Origin of the sequence: Ralstonia sp. 22111 (assembly GCF_052045895.1) — a bacterium.
Classification (GTDB): Bacteria; Pseudomonadota; Gammaproteobacteria; order Burkholderiales; family Burkholderiaceae; genus Ralstonia; species Ralstonia wenshanensis.
In genome coordinates, this window is the sequence record NZ_JBQEPR010000001.1 from 362,038 (window position 1) to 383,524 (window position 21,487).

General features: G+C 63.8%; 21 protein-coding genes. 17 read left to right on the top strand and 4 right to left on the bottom strand.

The genetic code is table 11. From position 1 onward, the window contains the following. The first annotated feature begins 79 nt into the window (after positions 1-79). A complete protein-coding gene (locus ACTJK4_RS01725) occupies positions 80-631 on the top strand; it encodes a phosphonate degradation HD-domain oxygenase (RefSeq protein WP_440815601.1) in 552 nt (183 codons plus the stop codon). Here ACTJK4_RS01725 and ACTJK4_RS01730 read toward each other — a convergent pair. Continuing rightward, complete coding sequence (locus ACTJK4_RS01730; protein ID WP_440815603.1) at positions 617-1,573, bottom strand: SDR family oxidoreductase; 957 nt, start codon at positions 1,571-1,573, stop codon at positions 617-619. The genes ACTJK4_RS01725 and ACTJK4_RS01730 overlap by 15 nt on opposite strands. A 105-nt stretch (positions 1,574-1,678) precedes the next feature. Here ACTJK4_RS01730 and ACTJK4_RS01735 point away from each other — a divergent pair, with 105 nt between their 5' ends. Further along, positions 1,679-2,575: a LysR family transcriptional regulator gene (locus tag ACTJK4_RS01735; protein WP_440815606.1), complete on the top strand. Its 897-nt coding sequence runs from the start codon at positions 1,679-1,681 to the stop codon at positions 2,573-2,575. A gap of 12 nt (positions 2,576-2,587) precedes the next feature. Here ACTJK4_RS01735 and ACTJK4_RS01740 read toward each other — a convergent pair whose 3' ends face one another. Both ACTJK4_RS01740 and crgA read right to left on the bottom strand, forming a co-directional pair. Continuing rightward, positions 2,588-2,803 (bottom strand): DUF3820 family protein, encoded by a 216-nt coding sequence (locus ACTJK4_RS01740; protein WP_440815608.1) that lies wholly within the window; start codon positions 2,801-2,803, stop codon positions 2,588-2,590. A 5-nt stretch (positions 2,804-2,808) separates the two neighbouring features. Beyond that, complete coding sequence (gene crgA / locus ACTJK4_RS01745) at positions 2,809-3,717, bottom strand: LysR family transcriptional regulator CrgA (RefSeq protein WP_322016938.1); 909 nt, start codon at positions 3,715-3,717, stop codon at positions 2,809-2,811. 108 nt (positions 3,718-3,825) lie between these two features. On the opposite strand from crgA, the gene ACTJK4_RS01750 reads away from it, so the two are divergent. The 15 genes from ACTJK4_RS01750 (at position 3,826) to ACTJK4_RS01820 (ending at position 18,565) form a co-directional block, all read left to right on the top strand. Continuing rightward, positions 3,826-4,431: a short chain dehydrogenase gene (locus ACTJK4_RS01750; protein WP_316870514.1), complete on the top strand. Its 606-nt coding sequence runs from the start codon at positions 3,826-3,828 to the stop codon at positions 4,429-4,431. Positions 4,432-4,586: 155 nt separating this feature from the next. Further along, entirely contained in the window at positions 4,587-5,735 is a 1,149-nt protein-coding gene (locus ACTJK4_RS01755; RefSeq protein WP_253535753.1) for an ABC transporter substrate-binding protein, read from the top strand. 468 nt (positions 5,736-6,203) lie between these two features. After that, positions 6,204-8,153: a tRNA uridine-5-carboxymethylaminomethyl(34) synthesis enzyme MnmG gene (gene mnmG, locus ACTJK4_RS01760; RefSeq protein ID WP_440815613.1), complete on the top strand. Its 1,950-nt coding sequence runs from the start codon at positions 6,204-6,206 to the stop codon at positions 8,151-8,153. Next, positions 8,153-8,821 (top strand): 16S rRNA (guanine(527)-N(7))-methyltransferase RsmG, encoded by a 669-nt coding sequence (gene rsmG, locus ACTJK4_RS01765; protein WP_316880635.1) that lies wholly within the window; start codon positions 8,153-8,155, stop codon positions 8,819-8,821. The genes mnmG and rsmG overlap by 1 nt, the downstream gene beginning before the upstream one ends. A 37-nt stretch (positions 8,822-8,858) precedes the next feature. Continuing rightward, a complete protein-coding gene (locus ACTJK4_RS01770; RefSeq protein ID WP_004628617.1) occupies positions 8,859-9,644 on the top strand; it encodes a ParA family protein in 786 nt (261 codons plus the stop codon). A gap of 17 nt (positions 9,645-9,661) precedes the next feature. After that, positions 9,662-10,573, top strand: coding sequence for a ParB/RepB/Spo0J family partition protein (locus ACTJK4_RS01775; RefSeq protein WP_260803576.1), 912 nt, complete (start codon positions 9,662-9,664; stop codon positions 10,571-10,573). Between the two features lie 351 nt (positions 10,574-10,924). Continuing rightward, positions 10,925-11,473 carry an ATP synthase subunit I gene (locus ACTJK4_RS01780; RefSeq protein ID WP_440815617.1) on the top strand — a complete coding sequence of 183 codons (549 nt, stop codon included), beginning with the start codon at positions 10,925-10,927 and terminating at the stop codon, positions 11,471-11,473. Positions 11,474-11,708: 235 nt separating this feature from the next. Continuing rightward, positions 11,709-12,590: a F0F1 ATP synthase subunit A gene (gene atpB, locus ACTJK4_RS01785; RefSeq protein ID WP_045205301.1), complete on the top strand. Its 882-nt coding sequence runs from the start codon at positions 11,709-11,711 to the stop codon at positions 12,588-12,590. A gap of 83 nt (positions 12,591-12,673) precedes the next feature. Further along, the gene (gene atpE, locus ACTJK4_RS01790) at positions 12,674-12,940 is read left to right on the top strand and encodes a F0F1 ATP synthase subunit C (protein WP_003262709.1); all 267 of its coding nucleotides are present in this window, start codon (positions 12,674-12,676) and stop codon (positions 12,938-12,940) included. Positions 12,941-13,046: 106 nt separating this feature from the next. Next, positions 13,047-13,517: a F0F1 ATP synthase subunit B gene (locus ACTJK4_RS01795; protein WP_045205302.1), complete on the top strand. Its 471-nt coding sequence runs from the start codon at positions 13,047-13,049 to the stop codon at positions 13,515-13,517. A 2-nt stretch (positions 13,518-13,519) separates the two neighbouring features. Continuing rightward, the gene (locus ACTJK4_RS01800; RefSeq protein ID WP_009239555.1) at positions 13,520-14,056 is read left to right on the top strand and encodes a F0F1 ATP synthase subunit delta; all 537 of its coding nucleotides are present in this window, start codon (positions 13,520-13,522) and stop codon (positions 14,054-14,056) included. A gap of 73 nt (positions 14,057-14,129) precedes the next feature. Next, a complete protein-coding gene (gene atpA / locus ACTJK4_RS01805; protein WP_004628633.1) occupies positions 14,130-15,671 on the top strand; it encodes a F0F1 ATP synthase subunit alpha in 1,542 nt (513 codons plus the stop codon). A 64-nt stretch (positions 15,672-15,735) separates the two neighbouring features. Next, entirely contained in the window at positions 15,736-16,611 is an 876-nt protein-coding gene (atpG, locus tag ACTJK4_RS01810) for a F0F1 ATP synthase subunit gamma (RefSeq protein ID WP_027678848.1), read from the top strand. A gap of 42 nt (positions 16,612-16,653) precedes the next feature. Next, entirely contained in the window at positions 16,654-18,057 is a 1,404-nt protein-coding gene (atpD, locus tag ACTJK4_RS01815) for a F0F1 ATP synthase subunit beta (protein ID WP_024542535.1), read from the top strand. Positions 18,058-18,148: 91 nt separating this feature from the next. Further along, positions 18,149-18,565 (top strand): F0F1 ATP synthase subunit epsilon, encoded by a 417-nt coding sequence (locus ACTJK4_RS01820; RefSeq protein ID WP_027678849.1) that lies wholly within the window; start codon positions 18,149-18,151, stop codon positions 18,563-18,565. Between the two features lie 100 nt (positions 18,566-18,665). Here the strand turns inward: ACTJK4_RS01820 and ACTJK4_RS01825 are convergent, their stop codons facing one another. Then, the gene (locus ACTJK4_RS01825) at positions 18,666-21,035 is read right to left on the bottom strand and encodes a DUF6600 domain-containing protein (protein WP_440815625.1); all 2,370 of its coding nucleotides are present in this window, start codon (positions 21,033-21,035) and stop codon (positions 18,666-18,668) included. Positions 21,036-21,487 lie beyond the last annotated feature (452 nt).

Here is a 21,487-nt window from a genome sequence, read left to right on the forward strand (position 1 = left end):
CTAATGCGCGGCGCATTGTCACCGTGTTGACGCACGGGCGGGCTACGCTGCAAGGTTCCGCTTTTGCCCGCGCAGCATCATGGCCCTGAGTCTCGACGACATCCGCACGCTCTTCGACCGTCACGGCAACATTGCCTACAGCGGCGAGCCCGTCACGCAACTCGAACATGCCCTGCAGACGGCCGCGTTGGCGGAGGCGGCCGGCGCGTCGGATGCGCTGATCACGGCGGCGCTGTTGCACGACCTCGGTCATTTGCTGAACCTGCAGGGCGAGACGCCGACCGCCCACGGCATCGACGATCAGCACCAGTACTTTGCGCTGCCGTTTCTGCGTGCGACGTTTCCGGATGCCGTGCTGGAGCCGATCCGGCTGCACGTGGATGCCAAGCGCTGCCTGTGCGCGATGGATGCGCATTACTACGCGCGCCTGTCAGCCGATTCTGTACGGAGCCTGGCATTGCAGGGCGGCGTGTTTTCGGCGCAGGAGGCGGAGGCCTTCATGCAGCGTCCGTACGCGGCCGATGCACTGCAACTGCGCAGCTGGGATGACCTCGCCAAGGTGGCCCGGCAGCGCACGCCTGATCTGGGCCACTTCCTGGCGACGGCCGCGCGGGTTTCAGCGGCAGCCTAGGCTGCGCAGCGTCGTGCCCACGGCTTCGTCCCATGGGGTGTGCGGTTCAGCGCCGAGTGCTTGCACGAGCTTGGCGTTGTCCATGCGCACCGGGTGCTGCCACAGGTAGCGCATCTCGCGCATCTCGCGCAGCATCTCCGAGAACGGCGCCAGCGCGGGCATCAGCCACCACGGGAATGCGCGCGTCTTGACGGGGTGGCCCACTGCGCGGCCAATCGCTGCGGCCATCTGCGTGCCGTCGGCATCCCAGTGACCGCGCATGTGATAGACGGCGAAGTCCGGCAGACGGTCGCCTTGCTCGATCAGACGCAGCATGGTTTCGGCCACGTCCGGCAAGTACGCCCATTGATGGCCGATGCCGGCGGCACCCGGCTGCGTGACGGTGCGGACGGGCTTGCCCGGCTTGACCAGCGCGCCGGCAAACCACGTGTTGCTGGTTTGCGGCCCGAAGAAATCACCCGCGCGCACGATCAGGCTGCGCACGCCCTCGGCGCTGGCGGCCTGCATGCGGCGCTCCAGCTCTGCGCGGATCTTGCCCTTGCGGGTGAGCGGTGCCTGCATTGTCGTTTCGCGCAGCACGGGAAACGTGTCCGGCGCGAAGTTGTACACCGTGCCCGGCAGCACGATGCGTGCACCTGAAGCGCGGGCCGCGGCGATGGTGTTGTCGATCATGGGCAGCACCAGCCCTGCCCAGTTCTGGTAGCCCGGCGGGTTGACGGCGTGGATGATCAGCTCTGCCCCTTGCGCCGCGCCGACCACCTCTTCGCGCACCATCGCGTCGCCGCGAATCCATTCGAATGCGGTGTTGCGGTTCGTCAGCGCATCCGGATTGCGCTGCAGCGCCCGCACATGCCAGCCGCGTGCCACCAACCGACGTGCCACTTCACCGCCGATGCCGCCAGTGGCGCCCAATACCAATGCGATACGTTTTGCCTGTTCCATGACCGTGCTCCTGATGTGAGAGAGAGCGTTGCGATGGAGGCATTCTGGGCGCGACTGTGCTTCAATGGAATTGTTGACGATGAGCGTGCAGCTATACGATTTTGTATGAGTGAATCGGAGCCGGGCTGGGAGTTGTATCGGACCTTCCTTGCCGTGGTGCGAGAAGGATCGCTATCGGGTGCCGCCCGGGCGCTTGGGCTGACGCAGCCGACGGTGGGGCGGCATGTCGATGCGCTCGAACGGGCGCTGGGCATGTCGCTCTTCGTCCGAACGCAGCAGGGGCTGAGCCCGACAGAAGCGGCGCTGTCGCTGCGGCCGTTTGCCGAATCGCTCGAAGCCACCAGCGCTGCCTTGCTGCGCGCCGCCTCCAGCCAAGGCGAGGGCGTGCGCGGCACCGTGCGCATCACCGCCAGCGAGGTCGTGGCGGTCGAGGTGTTGCCGCCCATCCTCGCCGATCTGCACGCCGCCTATCCGGAGCTGACGCTCGAATTGGTGCCGTCGAACCGGATGGAAGACCTGCTGCGCCGTGAGGCGGACATCGCCGTGCGCATGCAGCCGCCGAGCCAGGGCGTGCTCGTCGCGCGGCACCTTGGCGAGATCGAATTGGGGTTGTTTGCGCACCGGCGCTATCTGGCACAGCGCGGCACGCCCTGCACGGTGGAAGAACTCGCTGGCCACACGTTGATCGGCTACGACAAGGAGAACGCATTCCTGCGCAGCGTGCGAGCGCAGTTCTCATGGATCCAGCGCAACCGCTTCGCGCTGCGTACCGACAGTGATCTGGCTGCGATTGCCGCACTGCGTGCGGGCTTTGGCGTCGGCTTCTGCCAGGTCGGCTTGGCACGGCACAACGTGGATCTGGTTCGTCTGTTCAGCGATCAGATCAGCATCACGCTCGACACCTGGCTCGCCATGCACGAAGACCTGCGTGACAGCCCGCGCTGTCGCGTCGTGTTTGATGCGCTGGCGACGGGGCTGTTGCGGTACATCAACGGCGATTGATCGATCGCGTTGTCAGCGGCCCTGGCGCAGTGGGTCGAGCAGGCCCTTCAGGCCGTTGTGGTCCAGCTCCTGCATCAGCGCGAGCAGGTGGCCGATCTGCCCCGGCGGAAAGCCCTCGCGCGCGAACCAGTTGAGGTAGTGGCCCGGCAGGTCGGCAATCAGGCGGCCCTTGTATTTGCCGAAGGGTATTTGCGTGGTGACGAGGCGTTGGAGGTCTTCGGGGTTCATGGGCGCTATTGTGCCGCCGATGCGGGGACGAACGTGGGCACCCGCTCCAGCAAATGCCCAACAAAACTGGAGAGCTTCGGCAACGGCCGCCGATCCTGTCGATACACGACATGAATCGGCCGCGGCTCGGGTGCATACGCTTGCAGCACGCGCACCAGTCGGCCGCTTGCCAGGTCGTCGGCGACGAGCACTTCGGGCTGCAGCAGCAGGCCGGCACCGGCAACCGCCGCCGCGCGCAGGCCATGGCCGTCGTTGCAGGTGAAGGCCGGGTCGTCGCGCCACGGCGTGGCGCCGGTCCAGCCGGCGAGCTGCCACGCATTGCGGTTATTCCACACCATGTGCGACAGGCAGCGATGCTGCGGCAGGTCGGCCGGCGTTTCCGGTCTGCCGTGCCGCTCAAGGTAATCCGGTGACGCGCAGATGACCATGCGATACACGCACAGCGGCTTGGCCACCAGATCGGCGTCACCCAACGGCCCGATGCGAATGGCGAGATCGAACCCTTCGTCGACGAGATCGACCATGCTGTTGCTGAGGTTCAACTCCACACGTACCTGCGGATGCGCCTGCTGGAACGTCGCCGCCAGTGGCGCGATCACGCACGCGCCGAACGTGGTGGGCGCGCTCACGCGCAGCGTGCCCGAAGGCGATGCGCGCAGCCGTTCGACAGACGTTTCCGCCCAGCGCACCTGTTCCAGCACGCGCTTGGCGTCTTCGTAGAACACGCGCCCCGCGTCGGTCAGGCTTTGGCGTCGTGTGCTGCGCTGGAGCAGGCGCGCGCCCAATTGCGTTTCCAACGCGCTCACGTATTTGCCGACCATCACTGCGGACATTTCCAGCCTTACCGCCGCCTCGGTGAAGTTGCCGCCCTCCACCACGGCGACGAAGGTTTCCATGCTCCGTAGCTTGTCCATATTCCGAACTATCGATTAGGAATACCCAAAGGTATCACGGCTTTATCACATAGTGAGTTCGGCCAAGAATGGGCGCCATTCCAACCGGATTTGTGAGGGGAGCAGAGCATGAAGATTGTCGTAATTGGCGCCAGCGGTACGCTTGGCCGCGCCGTGGTGGCGGAACTGGAGCAGGGCGGTGCGCACGAAATCATCCGCGTGGGACGTACGCAAGGCGAGCATCAGGTCGACATCACCAGCGCCGACAGCGTGGCCGCGCTGTTCGACAGGCTTGGCCGTGTGGACGCCATCGTCTCCACCGCCGGCAACCTGTTCTTCGGGCCGCTCACCAAGATGACCGCAGCGGATTTCAACGTCGGCCTGCAGGACAAGCTGCTTGGGCAGGTGCGCCTGGCGCTGGTCGGCCAGCACTATCTGAACGATGGCGGTTCGATCACGCTCACGACCGGCATCGTTGGGCAGGAGCCCATCGCCCAGGGCGCCAATGCGACGGCCGTGAACGCTGGTGTGGAAGGCTTCGTGCGGGCAGCCGCGTGCGAGTTGCCGCGCAGCCTCCGCATCAATGCCGTCAGCCCGACCGTGCTGACCGAATCCATGGGTGCCTATGGCCCGTTCTTTCCCGGCTTCGAACCGATTACGGCGGCGCGCGCGGCACTGGCCTACCGCCGCAGCGTGGAGGGCGTGCAGAGCGGGCGGGTGTATCGCGTGGGCTGAAGTTGCCCAGGTCGTGAACACGTTAAGGTTTGGGGTATCTCCCCCTTGCCCGCGTGGCGTGACTCCTTCTAGACTCGTTCATCCCCGACCCAGCGGTCGGCCAATCGCAGATTCAGGGCGGGCGCAGACCCGCTCGGCACATCTCAGGAGACGGCATGAAGGTTTCGCGCGCATCCCGCATTGCACTCGCCGCAATGGCGCTGTTGGCAGGTACGGCATTCGCCCAGGTGAAGGTCGGCATCACGGTATCTGCCACCGGTCCGGCCGCCTCGCTCGGCATTCCGGAAAAGAACACCGTGGCGCTGCTGCCCAAGGAAATCGCGGGCAAGAAGATCGAGTACATCGTGCTCGACGATGCGTCTGACACCACCACCGCCGTCAAGAACACACGCAAGCTCATCACCGAAGACAAGGTCGACCTGGTGATCGGTTCGACCGTCACGCCGAACTCGCTGGCGATGGTGGATGTGGTGGCCGAGAGCGAAACGCCGATGATCACCCTGGCCGCATCTGCGCGCATCATCGAGCCGATGGACGCCAAGCGAGCGTGGGTATTCAAGACGCCGCAAAACGATTCGCACATGGCGACCGCCATTGCCGAACACATGGTCAACCACGGCGTGAAGACCGTCGCGCTGATCGGCTTTGCCGATGCCTATGGCGATTCCTGGGCGCAGGAGTTCGACAAGGTGGCGGGGCTGCGCAAGCTGAAGGTTGTCGCCAATGAGCGCTTTGCACGGACCGATACGTCGGTGACGGGGCAGGTGCTGAAGATCATGTCGGCCAATCCGGATGCGGTGCTGATCGCAGGCTCGGGTACGCCGGCCGCGCTGCCGGAGCGGGCGCTCAAGGAGCGTGGCTACAAGGGCAAGCTGTATCAGACGCACGGCGTGGCGAACGCCGACTTCCTGCGCGTGTGCGGCAAGGACTGCGACGGTACGTTCCTGCCGGCAGGTCCGATCTTGGTTGCCGAGCAACTGCCCGACAGCAACCCGGTGAAGAAGCCGGCGCTGGCTTACAAGACGGCGTATGAGAAGGCCTACGGCGGACAGGTCTCCACGTTTGGCGGGCACATGTGGGATGCCGGTTTGTTGTTCACACATGCGATGCCCGAAGCGCTGAAGAAGGGACAACCCGGCACGCCGGCGTTCCGCAAGGGGCTGCGCGATGCGATGGAGACGACGACCAATCTGGCGATCTCGCACGGCGTGATGAACATGAATGCGAAGGATCACCTCGGGCTGGATCAGCGGGCGCGAGTGATGGTGGAGATCAAGGACGGGAAGTGGAAGCTGCAGAACTGACGACCTAGCCAACGTCGTCTTCCCACGCAAAACGCACGGTTCGCGCCGTGCGTTTTGCTTTTTGCGGCGCAACCGTAGGCGAGGCTCTGCGGAATGGGCGATGCCGTGGTCTGGGGGAACGCGGCCTGGATTTCAGTGAGATCTGCGCGTCAGTCAGCTTGAGGCCGGCAGCGCCTTCGATGTATCGCTTTCGTCTCTATGTCCCGCCCACGCCGCAGATGGCGGGCACGCTCCGCGTCTTCGTCCACTTTCGGCGCGCGCATTCGGGCAGCGAAGGTAGGGCGCCAAGCCCGTTGATGTGTTTCACGTGAAACACAAACGCTGCCAACAAGCGGTGCATGTTTCACGTGAAACACGAAAAGCGGCCGAATTTTGTCGCGATTGCCGCATGGTCGAACTGCGGGGTAGCTGCGCGACTTATAATTCCGCTTCTTCAAATTTTCGATGCCTCCATGCGAGGAGGAAGCCATGCTGTATCCAATTGAATTCGATGTGATCGTGGTGGGCGGCGGACACGCCGGCACCGAGGCCGCCTTGGCGGCGGCGCGCATGGGTTGCCAGACCCTGCTGCTGACGCACAACATCGAGACACTGGGGCAGATGAGCTGCAACCCGTCCATCGGGGGCATTGGTAAGGGCCATCTGGTCAAGGAAGTCGATGCTCTAGGCGGGGCCATGGCCATCGCGACGGACGAGGGCGGTATCCAATTCCGTATCCTCAATTCCAGCAAAGGGCCGGCGGTGCGTGCGACTCGCGCCCAGGCGGACCGCGTGCTGTACAAGGCTGCCATCCGTCATCGCCTGGAAAACCAGCCCAACCTGATGCTGTTCCAGCAGGCCGTGGAAGACCTGCTGGTGGAAGGTGACCGCGTAGTCGGGGCCGTGACGCAGGTTGGCGTGCAATTCCGGGCGCGTGCCGTGGTGCTGACGGCGGGGACGTTCCTCGACGGCAAGATCCACGTCGGGCTGAACAACTACACCGGCGGCCGCGCGGGCGACCCGGCTGCGGTGTCGCTGTCGGCGCGGTTGAAGGAATTGAAGCTGCCGCAAGGACGGCTTAAGACCGGAACGCCGCCGCGCATTGACGGCCGTTCCATCGATTTTTCTGTGCTGGAAGAGCAGCCGGGTGATCTCGATCCGGTGCCGGTGTTCTCGTTCATGGGCCGCGCGGACATGCACCCGCACCAAGTGCCGTGCTGGGTGACGCACACCAATGAGCGCACGCACGACATCATCCGCGCCGGGTTGGATCGCTCCCCGATGTACACGGGCGTGATCGAAGGGGTGGGGCCGCGCTATTGCCCGAGCATCGAAGACAAGATCCACCGCTTCGCCAGCAAGGATAGCCACCAGATCTTCTTGGAGCCGGAAGGCCTGACGACGAACGAGTTTTACCCGAACGGCGTGTCGACCAGCCTGCCGTTTGATGTGCAGCTTGACCTGATCCATTCGATGCGCGGGCTGGAGAACGCTCACATCCTGCGCCCCGGTTACGCCATCGAGTACGACTACTTCGACCCGCGGGGGCTGAAGGCATCGCTGGAATCGAAGGCGATTTCCGGCTTGTTTTTTGCGGGCCAGATCAACGGCACGACCGGTTACGAAGAGGCGGCGGCGCAGGGTCTGCTGGCTGGTATCAACGCCGGTTTGCAAGTGCAGGGCAAGGACGCCTGGACGCCGCGCCGCGATCAGGCCTATCTTGGCGTGCTCGTTGACGACCTCATCACCCGGGGCGTGACCGAGCCGTATCGCATGTTCACCAGCCGTGCGGAGTTCCGCCTGAGCCTGCGCGAAGATAACGCTGACATGCGCCTGACTGAAGTCGGTCGCACGTTGGGCGTGGTCGACGACGCCCGCTGGGATGCCTTCAACCGCAAGCGCGACGCTGTTTCACGTGAAACAGAACGCCTCAAGTCGACTTGGGTGAACCCGGCCACGCTGCCGTTGGAAGACGCTGAGCCGGTCCTCGGGAAGGGCATTGAGCGCGAGTACGCGTTGGCCGACTTGCTACGCCGCCCGAACGTGACCTACGAAACGCTCATGGGCATGCAGGGCGGTAAGTACGCGCTCGAAGCGCCGTTGGCGGAAGATCCGTTGCTGGCCGAGCAGATTCGCGAGCAGGTCGAAATCGGCATCAAATACCACGGCTACATCGCCCGCCAAGCCGATGAAGTGGAGCGTTTGGGCGCAAACGAAAACACCCGTCTGCCAGCGGATTTCGACTATTCGCAAGTGCGCGGACTGTCGATCGAGGTGCAACAGAAGCTGGCCAAGCACAAGCCCGAGACCATCGGACAGGCTTCCCGTATCTCCGGCGTCACGCCGGCCGCTGTGTCGCTGCTGCTCGTGCATTTGAAGAAGGGCGTGTTGCGCGGCCAAGTGGGCCCGCGCGCTGATTCCCAAGGCGAGGCGGCTTGATGGCGGATGCATTGACTGACGCCCGAGCAGAACTGGAAGCCGGCGCTCGCGCGCTCGGCTTGTCCCTGGACGGCGCGCAGCTGGATCGCCTGCTCGCTTACCAAGGGCTGCTCGCCAAATGGAACCGCGTCTATAACCTGACCGCCATTCGTGACGCCGGCGACATGCTGACGCATCACTTGCTGGATTCGCTCTCGGCCGTGTCGCGCATTGCTGAGTTGGCTCGGCGTGCTCAACCTGGCGCACCGCGCGTGCTGGACGTCGGTTCGGGCGGTGGCCTGCCCGGTATTCCCCTGGCCATCGCTTTTCCAGATGTGAGCGTCACGATGGTCGACATCGTGCAAAAAAAGACGGCATTCCTGACGCAGTGCCGTGCAGAGCTTGGCCTGACCAATGCCCAATCGCATTGGGGCCACGTGGAAAAGCTGGCCGATGCCACCGGCTACGGCGTCATCACCTCGCGCGCGTTTGCCGAGCTGGTGGATTTCGTGAATCTGGCCGGCCATCTGCTGGCGCCGGGCGGCCGCATGGTCGCCATGAAGGGCGTACGCCCGGATGCCGAAATCGAGCGCCTGCCCGCCGGCTGGACCGTCGAAGCCATCGAACGCCTGACCGTGCCGGGGCTGCCGGCCGAGCGTCACCTGGTCATCCTTGCGCCGTCGGCGTGAGCGAACGTTGTAGCGAGCCATTCACCGCAGAGGAGTCATGTCGAATATTTTCGTGATCGCCAACCAGAAGGGCGGGGTCGGCAAGACCACCACCACGGTGAATCTCGCGGCCGGGCTGGCCGCGCAAGGGCAGCGCGTGCTGCTGGTCGACCTCGACCCGCAGGGCAACGCCTCGATGGGCTCGGGCATCGATAAGCACACGCTCGAATTCAGCGTCTACCAGGTCCTGGTCGGGCTGGCGACGATTCCGCAGGCGCGCCAGCGCTCGGAGGCTGGGCGCTACGACGTGCTGCCCGCCAACCGCGACCTGGCCGGCGCCGAAGTCGAACTGGTCGATCTCGAGCATCGCGAAAACCGCCTCAAGCTTGCGCTCGCCGAGGTAGAAGCCGACTACGACTTTGTCCTCATCGATTGCCCGCCGTCGCTCTCGCTGCTCACGCTCAACGGCCTGTGTGCCGCGCATGGCGTGGTTGTGCCGATGCAGTGCGAGTACTTTGCGCTCGAAGGCCTGTCAGATCTCGTCAACACCATCAAGCAGGTGCACGCCAACCTGAATCGCGATCTCAAGGTGATCGGCCTGTTGCGCGTGATGTTCGACCCGCGCGTGACGCTTCAGCAGCAGGTATCGGCGCAGCTCGAATCGCATTTCGGCGACAAGGTGTTCAAGACAGTCATTCCGCGCAACGTGCGTCTGGCCGAAGCGCCGTCGTACGGCATGCCGGGCGTGGCATTTGACGTGGCATCGAAAGGTGCGAAGGCCTATCTGGATTTCGGCGCCGAGATGATCGCGCGCGTGCGGCAGATGGCCGACACGCCGGCCTGAGCAGCACGAGGAACAACATGAGCACGATGAAGAAAAAGGGACTGGGCCGAGGCCTCGAAGCGCTGCTCGGCAGTCCGGCCGAGATTGTCGAAGCCGCCAAGCAAGAGGGCGCGCCGACGGTGCTGAAGCTCGAACAGATGCAGCCCGGCAAATATCAGCCGCGCACGCGCATGGACGAAGGCGCGCTGCAGGAGCTTGCCGCGAGCATCCGCGCCCAAGGCCTGATGCAGCCGATTCTGGTGCGCAAGGTCGAGTCCGACGGTGCCAAGCCGAAGTACGAAATCATTGCGGGTGAACGCCGCTTCCGCGCATCACGCCTTGCCGGCCTGACCGAAGTGCCCGTCCTCGTGAAGGACGTGCCGGATGAATCGGCCGCCGCCATGGCGCTGATCGAAAACATCCAGCGCGAAGACCTCAATCCGCTGGAAGAGGCGCAGGGCATCGCGCGCCTGGTGCGTGAATTCCAGTTCACACATGAGCAGGCGGCGGAATCGGTGGGGCGTTCGCGCAGCGCGGTGTCCAACCTGCTGCGTCTGCTCAATCTCGCCCAGCCTGTGCAGACCATGCTGATGGCCGGCGACCTGGATATGGGTCACGCCCGTGCGCTGCTCGCTGTCGATGGTGCCACGCAAATCACCTTGGCCAATCAGATCGTCAACAAGCGCCTGTCGGTCCGCGAGACGGAAAAACTCGTGGCACTGACGCTCAAGCCATTCGAGCTGAAGTCACTCAAGCAGAAGGGCGGGCATCAGGGTGGCCGTGATGTTGCGCGTCTGGAAGAAGAACTTGCAGACGAACTCGGCTTGGGGGTGCAGATCAAGCTGGCGGCAAAGGGCCGTGGCCAGCTGACCGTGCAATTCAGCAGTCTCGATGAGTTCGATGGCTTGTTGGCGCGTCTGCGTCCTGACGGCGACGAAGAAGCTGCCTGAGTTCCGTCTGCGACAGTTTGACGCACAGGCTGTCACCAGCGTCTTTGCGCCATTTGGGGGCGGTCAGTTGGCACGGAATTGGTGCGATTACCTCCCGCGTCATCGACGCGGAGCGTTGCCAACACCATCATGAAATCAACGGGGTGCCGCTCCATCAGGCGGATTCGGTACCCCGGCAGCAGCAACGCATTGCGCACGCGGAATGGAACGCAGCCGCACAGAGTGCTGTCGAAGGCGCCCGCACGAGCGTTCGCTTGCGCGTTGACTGGTGAACGCCATGTCCCGTAAAATCGTGCGGTTTTAAATCCGCCTGACCCAAAGCGGTGCGGCATGATGAAAGCACATTCTTCCATGCAGCCAGCCGACCGGCAACGGCCCGATTCTTACGCTTCGTTGAACGCCGCCCGACCTCAGTCGGTGCAGGATCCGAAGCACGATGGTTGGGACGATGAGGAGAAGGCGGAGCCGCCGGTGCATGTGCTTTCACATGACGAAGCGGTCGCCCTGTTCGGCGAGCAGGCTCTGCAGGCCTCGCGCATCACGCCTTTTTCCATCGTGCTCGGCCAGGTGGCCATCACACTGTTGTGTGCGCTCGGTTGGTATGTCGGCAGTTGGTTCGCGGGCACGGGCGCTGCGTCAGCGGGCGAGGCCGCGCTTTCTGCTCTGCTGGGCGGTGGCGTGTGCGTGGTGCCTTCGGCATGGTTCGCGATGCGGCTGTCGACGGCCAAGGGGTTCGATTCCATCGCCCGTCTGGTGGTGGGCGAAGCGATCAAGGTGCTCGGCACGGTCGCGCTGCTGGTGATCGTGGTGGTTGTCTTCAAGGGCCTGCATTGGCCGCCCTTGCTGATCACCCTGATCCTGGCGCTCAAGATGTATTGGGTCGGTCTCGCGCTGCGATAGCGCGTTGAGTCGGCTCCAGCCCACCGCGACATGGCGGGCACACTGGACGTGTTGGCACGTGGCAGGAACCTGTGAGGCAGGAGAAGCCCCCGGTTCATTGCGCTGACACTCCGAAAGAATAAGGTGGCGCGTTCCAGCCGCGTGCAGTCCGCGATCCCCAGGGGAAACCTGGCTGAATCGGGCGCGAGTCGGAATGGGTCACGAAGAATGTTTCGCAATATTGGACTGAATCATCATGGCAACTGAAGTCGCAGAAGCCGCCGGCCACGCCGCCGAGCACGCTCTCACGCCTTCCGCGTATATCGCGGAGCATTTGCAGAATTTCAATAGCATCGGCGGCAAGCAGGCCTCCGTTGTCGACTTCTCCGTCATCAACTGGGACACGATGTTCTGGTCCGTGTTGATGGGTCTGATCGGCATCATCTTCCTGGGCATTGCCGCGCGTCGCGTCACCTCCGGCGTTCCGGGCCGCTTCCAGGCCTTCGTTGAACTCGTCGTCGAGATGGTCGATGACCAGGCCAAGGGCATCATCCACGGCGATCGTTCCTGGATTGCTCCGCTGGCGCTGATGGTCTTCGTGTGGGTCACGCTGATGAACGCGGTCGACTTGATCCCGGTGGACTGGGTCACGGGCGTCAACCACCTCCTCGGTACGTTTGGCGTGCACGTGCCGCACCACCGCGCAGTGGCCACGGCTGACCTGAACGGCACGTTCGGCATGTCGTTCGCTGTCCTGATCCTGATGATCTACTACAGCTTCAAGATCAAGGGCGCTGGCGGCTTCGCGCACGAGCTGCTGTCGGCACCGTTCGGCGCCAAGTGGTACCTCGCGCCGTTCAACCTGATCCTCAACATCATCGAATTCCTCGCCAAGGCTGTGTCGCTGGGCATGCGGTTGTTCGGCAACATGTACGCGGGCGAGCTGGTGTTCCTGCTGATCGCGCTGCTTGGCTCGGTCTGGACGTTCGGTGCCGACGCGTCGGCGCTGGGTTTCGTGGGTCACGTGGTGGCTGGCGCAGTGTGGGCGATCTTCCACATCCTGATCGTGCTGCTGCAAGCCTTCATCTTCATGATGCTGACGCTGGTGTATATCGGCCAGGCACATGAACACCACTAAGTAGTTGCGGTTCAGGTTCTCCGGTTCCGTTTGATTTTTCCAAGTTCTCAAGTTCTTAGTCTTTCACGTAAAAGGGAGTCATCATGCAAGCATTTCTCGCCAACATCCAAGGTCTGACCGCCATCGGTATCGGCATCATCATTGGCCTGGGTGCTATCGGCGCCTGCCTGGGCATCGCACTGATGGGCGGCAAGTACATCGAAGCCTGCGCACGTCAGCCTGAGCTGATGAACCCGCTGCAAACCAAGATGTTCCTGCTGGCTGGCCTGATCGACGCGGCATTCCTGATCGGCGTTGGTGTGGCCATGCTGTTCGCGTTCGCCAACCCGCTGCTGTCGGTCATCAAGTAATTCTTTTCGGTCTGCATGATGCCGGAGGCGGCCTGGGTGAACGCAGCGCGTGACCCTCGCCGCTTCGTGCATTGATCCGTAGTCTCAATACCGAAAGGAACACACCATGAACCTGAACGCCACACTCGTCGCGCAGATGGTCGTGTTCTTCATCCTGTGGTGGGTTGTTGCCAAATTCATTTGGCCGCCCCTGGTGAAGGCGCTCGACGAACGCGCGAAGAAAATCGCCGATGGCCTGGCCGCTGCCGATAAGGGCAAGGCCGAGCTGGAGCTGGCCAACAAGCGGGTCGACCAGGCACTGACCGAAGCGCGCAATGAAGGCGCGCAACGCATCGCGGACGCTGAAAAGCGCGCCCAGATGAGCGCCGATGAGATCAAGCAAAACGCCCAGGCCGAAGCCGCGCGCATCATCGCGCAAGCCAAGGCAGAAGCCGAGCAGCAAACCGTGCGCGCGCGTGAATCGCTGCGTGACCAGGTTGCTGTGCTGGCCGTCAAGGGTGCCGAGCAGATCCTCAAGCGTGAAGTCAATGCGCAGGTCCACGCCGATCTGCTCAATCAACTCAAGGCTGAGCTGTAATCATGGCAGAACTCGCAACCGTTGCCCGTCCGTACGCAGAGGCGCTGTTCCGCGTGGCGAAGGCCGGCAATCTGGGTGCATGGTCTGAGCTCGTGTCGGAAATGGGGCAAATTGCCGCCGTGCCCGACATGAAGGCAGTCGCCGATGATCCGAAGCTCTCCAAAGCCGATGTGGCGGGGATCTTCCTGTCGGCGCTGAAATCTCCGGTATCGCATGAAGCAAAGGAACTGGTTGGCCTGCTGGTGGCCAACAAGCGCCTGTCGTTGCTGCCGGAAATTGCCGCGCAATTCCATGTGCTGCGGAATGCCAGCGAAGGCGCCGCCGACGTCGAGATCACCAGTGCGTTCCCGCTTGAGGGCGCGCCCCTGACCGAACTGGTCGCCACGCTCGAACGCAAGTTCGGCAAGAAGCTGCAGGCTCACGTGAGCGTCGATCCTTCGTTGATCGGCGGCGTGCGTGTGCAGATTGGCGACGAAGTGCTCGACACCTCGGTGCGCGCGCGCCTGACGCAGATGCAGTCTGCGCTGACCGCCGCGTAATGCTGTTTTGCGAGGCGCCGATGCCATCGACGATATCGCGCCCGCAGACAGATTGAAGAATTAGGAGCATTCGATGCAACTGAACCCCTCCGAGATCAGCGACCTGATCAAGACCCGTATCGAGGGCTTGAAGGCTGGCGCTGACGCAAAGAACACCGGCACGGTCATCTCCGTGACGGACGGTATCTGCCGCATTCATGGCCTGTCGGGCGTGATGCAAGGCGAAATGCTGGAATTCCCGGGCAACACGTTCGGCCTCGCGCTGAACCTCGAGCGCGACTCCGTCGGCGCTGTGGTGCTGGGTGAGTACGAGCACATTTCCGAAGGCGACGAAGTCAAGTGCACGGGCCGCATTCTGGAAGTTCCGGTTGGCCCGGAACTGCTGGGCCGCGTGGTCAACGCACTGGGCCAGCCGATCGACGGTAAGGGCCCGATCAACGCCAAGAAGACGGACGTGATCGAAAAGGTCGCCCCGGGCGTGATCGCACGTCAATCGGTGAGCCAGCCGGTGCAGACCGGCCTGAAGTCGATCGACGCAATGGTGCCGATCGGCCGTGGCCAGCGTGAGCTGATCATTGGCGACCGCCAGACCGGCAAGACCGCCGTGGCCGTCGACGCCATCATCAACCAGAAGGGCAAGGGCATCTTCTGCGTGTACGTGGCAATCGGCCAGAAGGCTTCGACGATCGCCAACGTGGTGCGCAAGCTCGAAGAGCACGGCGCGCTGGAATACACGATCGTGGTGGCGGCTGCCGCTTCGGACTCGGCTGCCATGCAGTACCTGTCGGCCTATGCCGGCTGCACGATGGGCGAATACTTCCGCGACCGCGGCGAAGATGCCCTGATCGTGTATGACGATCTGACCAAGCAAGCTTGGGCGTACCGTCAGGTTTCGCTGCTGCTGCGCCGTCCGCCTGGCCGTGAAGCTTACCCCGGCGACGTGTTCTACCTGCACTCGCGCCTGCTGGAGCGTGCTGCACGTGTGAACGCCGAGCACATCGAGAAGATCACCAACGGTGAAGTCAAGGGCAAGACCGGTTCGCTGACGGCACTCCCTGTGATCGAAACGCAGGCCGGCGACGTGTCCGCGTTCGTTCCGACCAACGTGATCTCGATCACCGACGGTCAGATCTTCCTGGAAACCGACCTGTTCAACGCAGGTGTGCGTCCCGCAATCAACGCCGGTATTTCGGTGTCGCGTGTGGGCGGTGCTGCTCAGACCAAGGTCATCAAGAAGCTGTCCGGCGGTATCCGTACCGACTTGGCTCAGTATCGTGAACTGGCTGCGTTCGCGCAGTTCGCTTCCGACCTGGACGAAGCGACCCGCAAGCAGCTCGAGCGCGGCCGCCGCGTGACCGAACTGCTCAAGCAGCCGCAATACCAGCCGCTGCAAGTGTGGCAGCTGGCCGCGTCGCTGTACGCAGCCAACAACGGCTTCCTCGACAACGTGGACGTGAAGGACATCCTGGCTTTCGAAAAGGGCCTGCACGACACGCTGAAGACGAAGTACGCCGATCTCATCAACCGCATCGAAGATACGAAGGATCTTTCGAAGGACGATGAGGCCGCCCTGCGTGCCGCGATCGAGGATTTCAAGAAGTCCGCCGCGTTCTAACCGCGTCATTCCCGAAACTGGTCGCGCGTAGCCTGCGTGACCAGGTTTGAACGGAGAGGAAGAAATGGCCGGAACAAAAGAAATCCGCACCAAGATCAAGAGCGTCCAAAACACGCGCAAGATCACCAAGGCGATGGAAATGGTCGCCGCATCCAAGATGCGCAAGGCGCAGGAACGGATGCGTGCTGCCCGCCCGTACGCCGAGAAGATCCGCAACGTGGCTGCGCACATGGCACTGGCCAATCCGGAGTACAAGCACCCGTTCATGGTTGCGCGCGACATCAAGCGTGCCGGCCTGATCGTGGTGACGACGGACAAGGGCCTGTGTGGTGGCTTGAACACCAACGTGCTGCGTGCCGTCACCACCCAACTGCGCGATCTGCAGAACAAGGGCGTTGAGACGCAAACCACCGCCATCGGTACCAAGGGCATGCAGTTCCTGGGCCGCGTCGGTGCGAAGGTGGTCTCGAACGTCGTGCATCTGGGCGACACGCCGCATCTGGAAAAGCTGATCGGCGCAATCAAGGTGCAACTGGACGCGTTCAACGCTGGGCAGATCGATGCCGTGTACCTCGCGTACACCCGCTTCATCAACACGATGAAGCAGGAGCCGGTGGTCGAGCAGCTGCTGCCGCTGACCGCCGACAAGCTCGCGCAGACCGACGCCGAGAAGCAGGCCTACTCGTGGGATTACATCTACGAGCCGGACGCACAGACGGTGGTCGACGAGCTGCTGATCCGCTACGTCGAGGCGCTGGTGTACCAGGCGGTGGCCGAGAACATGGCGTCCGAGCAATCGGCCCGGATGGTGGCGATGAAGGCGGCTTCGGACAACGCAAAGAACGTGATCGGCGAACTGCAACTGGTCTACAACAAGACCCGTCAGGCAGCGATCACGAAGGAACTGTCCGAGATCGTCAGCGGCGCAGCGGCAGTCTGATAGCCACGGCAAAGAATCAAGTTATTGGAGATACAAATGAGTATCGCAAACGGAAATATCGTGCAGTGCATCGGCGCCGTGGTGGACATTCAGTTCCCGCGCGACGCGATGCCGAAGGTCTACGACGCGCTGGTGCTGGATGACAGCAACGACGCTTCGTTCGCCGAGAAGGGCCTGACCTTCGAAGTGCAACAACAGCTGGGCGACGGCGTGGTGCGTACCATTGCGCTGGGTTCGTCCGACGGTCTGCGTCGCGGCATGCGCGTGGCGACCACCGGCGCGCCGATCTCGGTGCCGGTTGGTCACGGCACGCTGGGCCGCATCATGGACGTGCTGGGTCGCCCGATTGACGAAGCCGGCCCGATCGCCTGCGACGAAAAGCGCGCGATTCACCAGAAGGCTCCGAAGTTCGACGAACTGTCGCCGTCGGTGGACCTGCTGGAAACCGGCATCAAGGTGATCGACCTGGTCTGCCCGTTCGCCAAGGGCGGTAAGGTGGGTCTGTTCGGTGGCGCCGGCGTCGGCAAGACCGTGAACATGATGGAGCTGATCAACAACATCGCCAAGCAGCACTCGGGCTTGTCGGTGTTTGCTGGCGTGGGCGAGCGTACCCGTGAGGGCAACGACTTCTACCACGAAATGAAGGACTCCAACGTGCTCGACAAGGTGGCCATGGTGTTCGGCCAGATGAACGAGCCGCCGGGCAACCGTCTGCGCGTGGCGCTGACCGGCCTGACGATGGCCGAGCGCTTCCGCGATGAAGGCCGTGACATCCTGTTCTTCGTCGACAACATCTACCGCTACACGCTGGCCGGTACCGAAGTGTCGGCACTGCTGGGCCGTATGCCTTCCGCCGTGGGCTATCAGCCGACGCTGGCTGAAGAAATGGGCAAGCTGCAGGAACGTATTACGTCGACCAAGACTGGCTCGATCACGTCGATCCAGGCCGTGTACGTGCCTGCCGATGACTTGACCGACCCGTCGCCGGCAACGACCTTCCTGCACCTGGACTCGACCGTCGTGCTGTCGCGTGACATCGCTGCACTGGGTATCTACCCCGCAGTGGATCCGCTCGACTCGACTTCGCGCCAGCTCGACCCGCAAGTGGTCGGCCAGGAGCACTACGAAGTCGCCGACCGCGTGAAGAAGACGCTGCAGCGCTACAAGGAACTGCGCGACATCATCGCGATTCTGGGCATGGACGAACTGTCGCCGGAAGACAAGCTGGCCGTGGGCCGTGCTCGTAAGATCCAGCGTTTCCTGTCGCAGCCGTTCCACGTTGCAGAAGTGTTCACGGGCTCGCCGGGCAAGTACGTGCCGCTGAAGGAAACCATCCGCGGCTTCAAGATGCTGGTGGACGGCGAGTGCGATCACCTGCCGGAACAGGCGTTCTACATGGTCGGCTCGATCGACGAAGCCTTCGAGAAGGCCAAGAAGCTCCAGTAAGAGCAACGTCTGGCACCGCGCGTAAGCCGGGGCCAGTACTGGCTTACTGAAGCCCATTCAGGAAGCCGCTTTTCTGAGCAAAGGAATCGAGATGGCAACCATTCATGTAGACGTCGTCAGCGCTGAGCACGAGATCTTCTCCGGCAATGCCAAGTTTGTGGCACTGCCCGGCGAAGCCGGCGAGCTGGGCATTCTGCCTGGTCACACGCCGCTGATCACGCGCATCAAGCCGGGCGCCGTGCGCATCGAGAAGGAAGACGGCGGCGAAGAGTTCGTGTTCGTTGCTGGTGGCATTCTCGAAGTGCAGCCGAAGAAGGTGACCGTGCTGGCCGATACCGCAATCCGCGGTCACGACCTGGACGAAGCCAAGGCGAACGAAGCCAAGCGTGCGGCCGAAGAGGCGCTGCAGAATCAAAGCAGTGACCTGGATCTGGCCCGTGCGCAAAGTGAACTGGCCGTGGCCGCTGCGCAGCTTGCAGCGATCGCCCGCCTGCGTCGCAAGCGCTAAGGCAAGTGTGTACCGGCCGGTGTCATCGGTCGGCGCAGACGAAAAAGCAGCCCCGAAGGGCTGCTTTTTTTTTGCCTGCGAACTGGCGTGTCACCTGCGCTCAGCGGTGCTCGCCTTCGCGCTTTTCATCACCGCGATTGCCTTGCGGATGCGGTTGGGCTTCATGGTGTTCCTGCCGAGGCGGTTGAGCCTGCGGCGGACGGGCTTCGGGCGGACGCGGTTGGGCCTGCGGTTGCGGCTGACGCATCTCAACATGCGGTTGCGGTGCGGGGCGCGGGGCTTCCATGTGCGGTTCCGGCCGGCGCTGTTCAGGCTCCGGGCGTGTGCGCATCTGCGGCGGCTCGTTGTGCGGACGCTCCTGCATGGCCGGGGCAGGATTGCCATTGAAGCGATTCGGCTCCTGGCCACCGCGCTGTGGTTGCGGTTGAAGATGCGGCGCTTGAGGGCCGGTCTGCGGCAGTTGCGGACGCGGCTCGAAGGCGCGGCGCTCGTCGCGCGGTGTGCCGGGTGCGCCGTCGCGCTGCGGCGGACGTGTCGTCATGCCGGCCGGGCCTTGCGGCGCAGGCGCAGCCTGCGGTTGCCCCGGCCGCTCTTGCGGCGTGGCGGCACCCGGCAAGGGACGTGGGCGGTTGATCGAGTCCGGGGCCATGAGGGCCCGCGGCGCCGGTCCCGGCTGGGCGCCATGCGGCATCGGCGTGCTCTGCGGGTTCGGGGAGCCCATCAATCCTTGCGGACCATTCGGACCGCGTTGTTCCGCCGGTCGGCCGGGCTCGGCGTGTGCAGACCCGTTCGGTGCGGCGCGACTCAACCGTAGACCCGCTGCCTGCGCAGCCGCTGGCGCGGTCGGCATCTCCAAATTGGCGTGACCCCGCACCGGCGCAACGCGGGTGCCCGCGTTGCCACCTGTCCACGCAGGGCCAGCGCCCGGGAGCGCTCCGCCTTGAGAGCGGAAGCGTTCTGCCAACGCATCGTGTCCGCCTGCCGGCGTGGCGGGAGCGTGCACTGCAATCGCCTGACGTGTGAACGCCTGCGGCGGCGGCAACTGATGCGGCCCGCCATTGGCCGCCGCGCCTACCAGGCTGGCACGCACGGGTGCCAGCGCCGGCGTCGACACAAACTGTGCGTGCGCCATCTGCGCGCGCAGCTGTTCAGGCCGCAGATGCGTCATGGCGGGGCCGACCGGTTGGCCGTTCACGAACGTCTTGGCCGGCACTGCCGTCAGGGCGGCGGGGTTGTTTGCGTTGACATATGTGACCCGGTTCACGTTTCGAACGTTGGTCACGTTGGTGGTGTTGTTGATGATGGTCTTGTTGACCGTGACATTGTTCACCACCACGGTGCGGTTGATGTTCGTCACGTACGTCGGGCTGGCCGCATACACGGGGCGATATGCCTCGCCCGGCGCAAGCGGGAACCACGCCACACCCGGCGAGCCGATCGAGATGTGGATCCCCCAACTCACCCCGCCTCCGCCACCGCCGCCCACGAAACCGACGAGTGCCGGCGCATAGACCGGACGCGGCACCACCGGCCCGGGCACCCAGCACCAGGTGGAGCCGACATACGCCCAACGGCCATAGTGGAAAGGTGCGAAGCCCCACGGCGCGTCATCGACCCACGTCCAGCCCCAGGGCGCCACCCACGCCCAATGGCCCGTGCGATACGGGGCCCAGCCGACCGGCACCGCGCGCGGCACCCACACGGCGCCATAGCCGTCTTCTTCACGCCATGTGCCGTTGTCGTCGAGGGCTTCATAGCCGGTCATTTCACGACCGACGTAGCGGGCAGACACAGATGCGTCTTCGCGGGCATCGCGCGATTCCGCCCAGCGGTCGAAGGCGTCGCGCCCGGGGTTGTCGGTGCCGCCGGCCTCGGCGAGGTCGGTGCCGCCAAAGCGGATTTGCTGGCCCGCGCCCAGCGGAGTAGAGCGGTCATCGCCGTAGGCCGTGCCCTGACCGTGCCAGACGGTGACGGTCGTGCTGGAGCCATCGGGTGCGACGTCGAGACGGTATTCGCCCGGTGCTTGCGGCGTGAACGCGAGGTTGGGCGTATCGATCTCGATGGTCTGGTCGGCGGGCAGCGAACGCACGCGAACCGACAGGGCGCCTTGGGTGAGCTTTACCTGTGTGTTGCGGTCGTCCAGGTCGACGAGCGTGGCGCCGGTGTTTTGCCCGAGCCGCAGCGCCGTGGACCCGACGTGCAGCTCGCTGTGGCTGCCCTGGTCCGACCACAGGCGGTCGCCCGTGGTGAGCGGGCGGTTGAGCGAGGCGCCGGCCCAGTCATCGGAGCCGGCGGGTGCGAAGCTCACCGTGCCTGAAAAGTCCGACAGGCGCGCCACCCGCGAAGCCGGATCGGCGGCCATTGCAGCCTGCGCACCGCAGACAAGCAATACGGCGGCAACACCCACCGCGCGCAGCACATGCGGCAGCCGGACACCGGAGAGAGGAGAACGACGGGAAGCATTGGACATGGTGAGCCCTCGTTTTTATGGCGGCCTGTGCCGCGTGGATGTCTCCATTTAACGCGGCAGGCGTCGAGGGGCCGACTTGGCTTTGTAAGAGCGTGTTTCGGCTGCGCAGACAGCCGACGGATGCATCGGCTACATCGAGGGCATTCGGGAGAGGGAGGAAGCGGGTGGGCAGGCGCGCGAATTGCGCGCACAAAAAAAAAAGCGCGCGGGCCGGGGAGCACCGCGCGGACGGGAAATCCCTTCGAGGGGTCAATTCGAAAGGAGGGGGTAACCTTGCACCGTGGACTGTGTCGTCGCCATCGTGTCGGAGGAATGACCGTCCGGGGCCCGATATGGCGCACAACAATTGGACACAAACACTGAGGTGCGAAGGCATTGTGGGTGACGGGGTGGCCCTGAGGCGTAACAAAGTGTGTCGGATTGCAATCGAATGCAAGCGCTGTAAAAGTCGC

Excerpts from the sequence above, each read along its gene's own strand:
- ACTJK4_RS01780 (WP_440815617.1), top strand. The coding sequence starts at position 10,925 with ATGCAGCCAGCCGACCGGCAACGGCCCGATTCTTACGCTTCGTTGAAC.
- ACTJK4_RS01820 (WP_027678849.1), top strand. The coding sequence starts at position 18,149 with ATGGCAACCATTCATGTAGACGTCGTCAGCGCTGAGCACGAGATCTTC.
- ACTJK4_RS01775 (WP_260803576.1), top strand. The coding sequence starts at position 9,662 with ATGAGCACGATGAAGAAAAAGGGACTGGGCCGAGGCCTCGAAGCGCTG.
- mnmG (WP_440815613.1), top strand. The coding sequence starts at position 6,204 with ATGCTGTATCCAATTGAATTCGATGTGATCGTGGTGGGCGGCGGACAC.
- ACTJK4_RS01730 (WP_440815603.1), bottom strand. The coding sequence starts at position 1,573 with ATGGAACAGGCAAAACGTATCGCATTGGTATTGGGCGCCACTGGCGGC.
- ACTJK4_RS01800 (WP_009239555.1), top strand. The coding sequence starts at position 13,520 with ATGGCAGAACTCGCAACCGTTGCCCGTCCGTACGCAGAGGCGCTGTTC.
- ACTJK4_RS01825 (WP_440815625.1), bottom strand. The coding sequence starts at position 21,035 with ATGTCCAATGCTTCCCGTCGTTCTCCTCTCTCCGGTGTCCGGCTGCCG.
- ACTJK4_RS01725 (WP_440815601.1), top strand. The coding sequence starts at position 80 with ATGGCCCTGAGTCTCGACGACATCCGCACGCTCTTCGACCGTCACGGC.
- ACTJK4_RS01750 (WP_316870514.1), top strand. The coding sequence starts at position 3,826 with ATGAAGATTGTCGTAATTGGCGCCAGCGGTACGCTTGGCCGCGCCGTG.
- atpA (WP_004628633.1), top strand. The coding sequence starts at position 14,130 with ATGCAACTGAACCCCTCCGAGATCAGCGACCTGATCAAGACCCGTATC.
- atpE (WP_003262709.1), top strand. The coding sequence starts at position 12,674 with ATGCAAGCATTTCTCGCCAACATCCAAGGTCTGACCGCCATCGGTATC.
- rsmG (WP_316880635.1), top strand. The coding sequence starts at position 8,153 with ATGGCGGATGCATTGACTGACGCCCGAGCAGAACTGGAAGCCGGCGCT.
- atpB (WP_045205301.1), top strand. The coding sequence starts at position 11,709 with ATGGCAACTGAAGTCGCAGAAGCCGCCGGCCACGCCGCCGAGCACGCT.
- atpG (WP_027678848.1), top strand. The coding sequence starts at position 15,736 with ATGGCCGGAACAAAAGAAATCCGCACCAAGATCAAGAGCGTCCAAAAC.
- ACTJK4_RS01795 (WP_045205302.1), top strand. The coding sequence starts at position 13,047 with ATGAACCTGAACGCCACACTCGTCGCGCAGATGGTCGTGTTCTTCATC.
- crgA (WP_322016938.1), bottom strand. The coding sequence starts at position 3,717 with ATGGACAAGCTACGGAGCATGGAAACCTTCGTCGCCGTGGTGGAGGGC.
- ACTJK4_RS01740 (WP_440815608.1), bottom strand. The coding sequence starts at position 2,803 with ATGAACCCCGAAGACCTCCAACGCCTCGTCACCACGCAAATACCCTTC.
- ACTJK4_RS01770 (WP_004628617.1), top strand. The coding sequence starts at position 8,859 with ATGTCGAATATTTTCGTGATCGCCAACCAGAAGGGCGGGGTCGGCAAG.
- ACTJK4_RS01735 (WP_440815606.1), top strand. The coding sequence starts at position 1,679 with ATGAGTGAATCGGAGCCGGGCTGGGAGTTGTATCGGACCTTCCTTGCC.
- ACTJK4_RS01755 (WP_253535753.1), top strand. The coding sequence starts at position 4,587 with ATGAAGGTTTCGCGCGCATCCCGCATTGCACTCGCCGCAATGGCGCTG.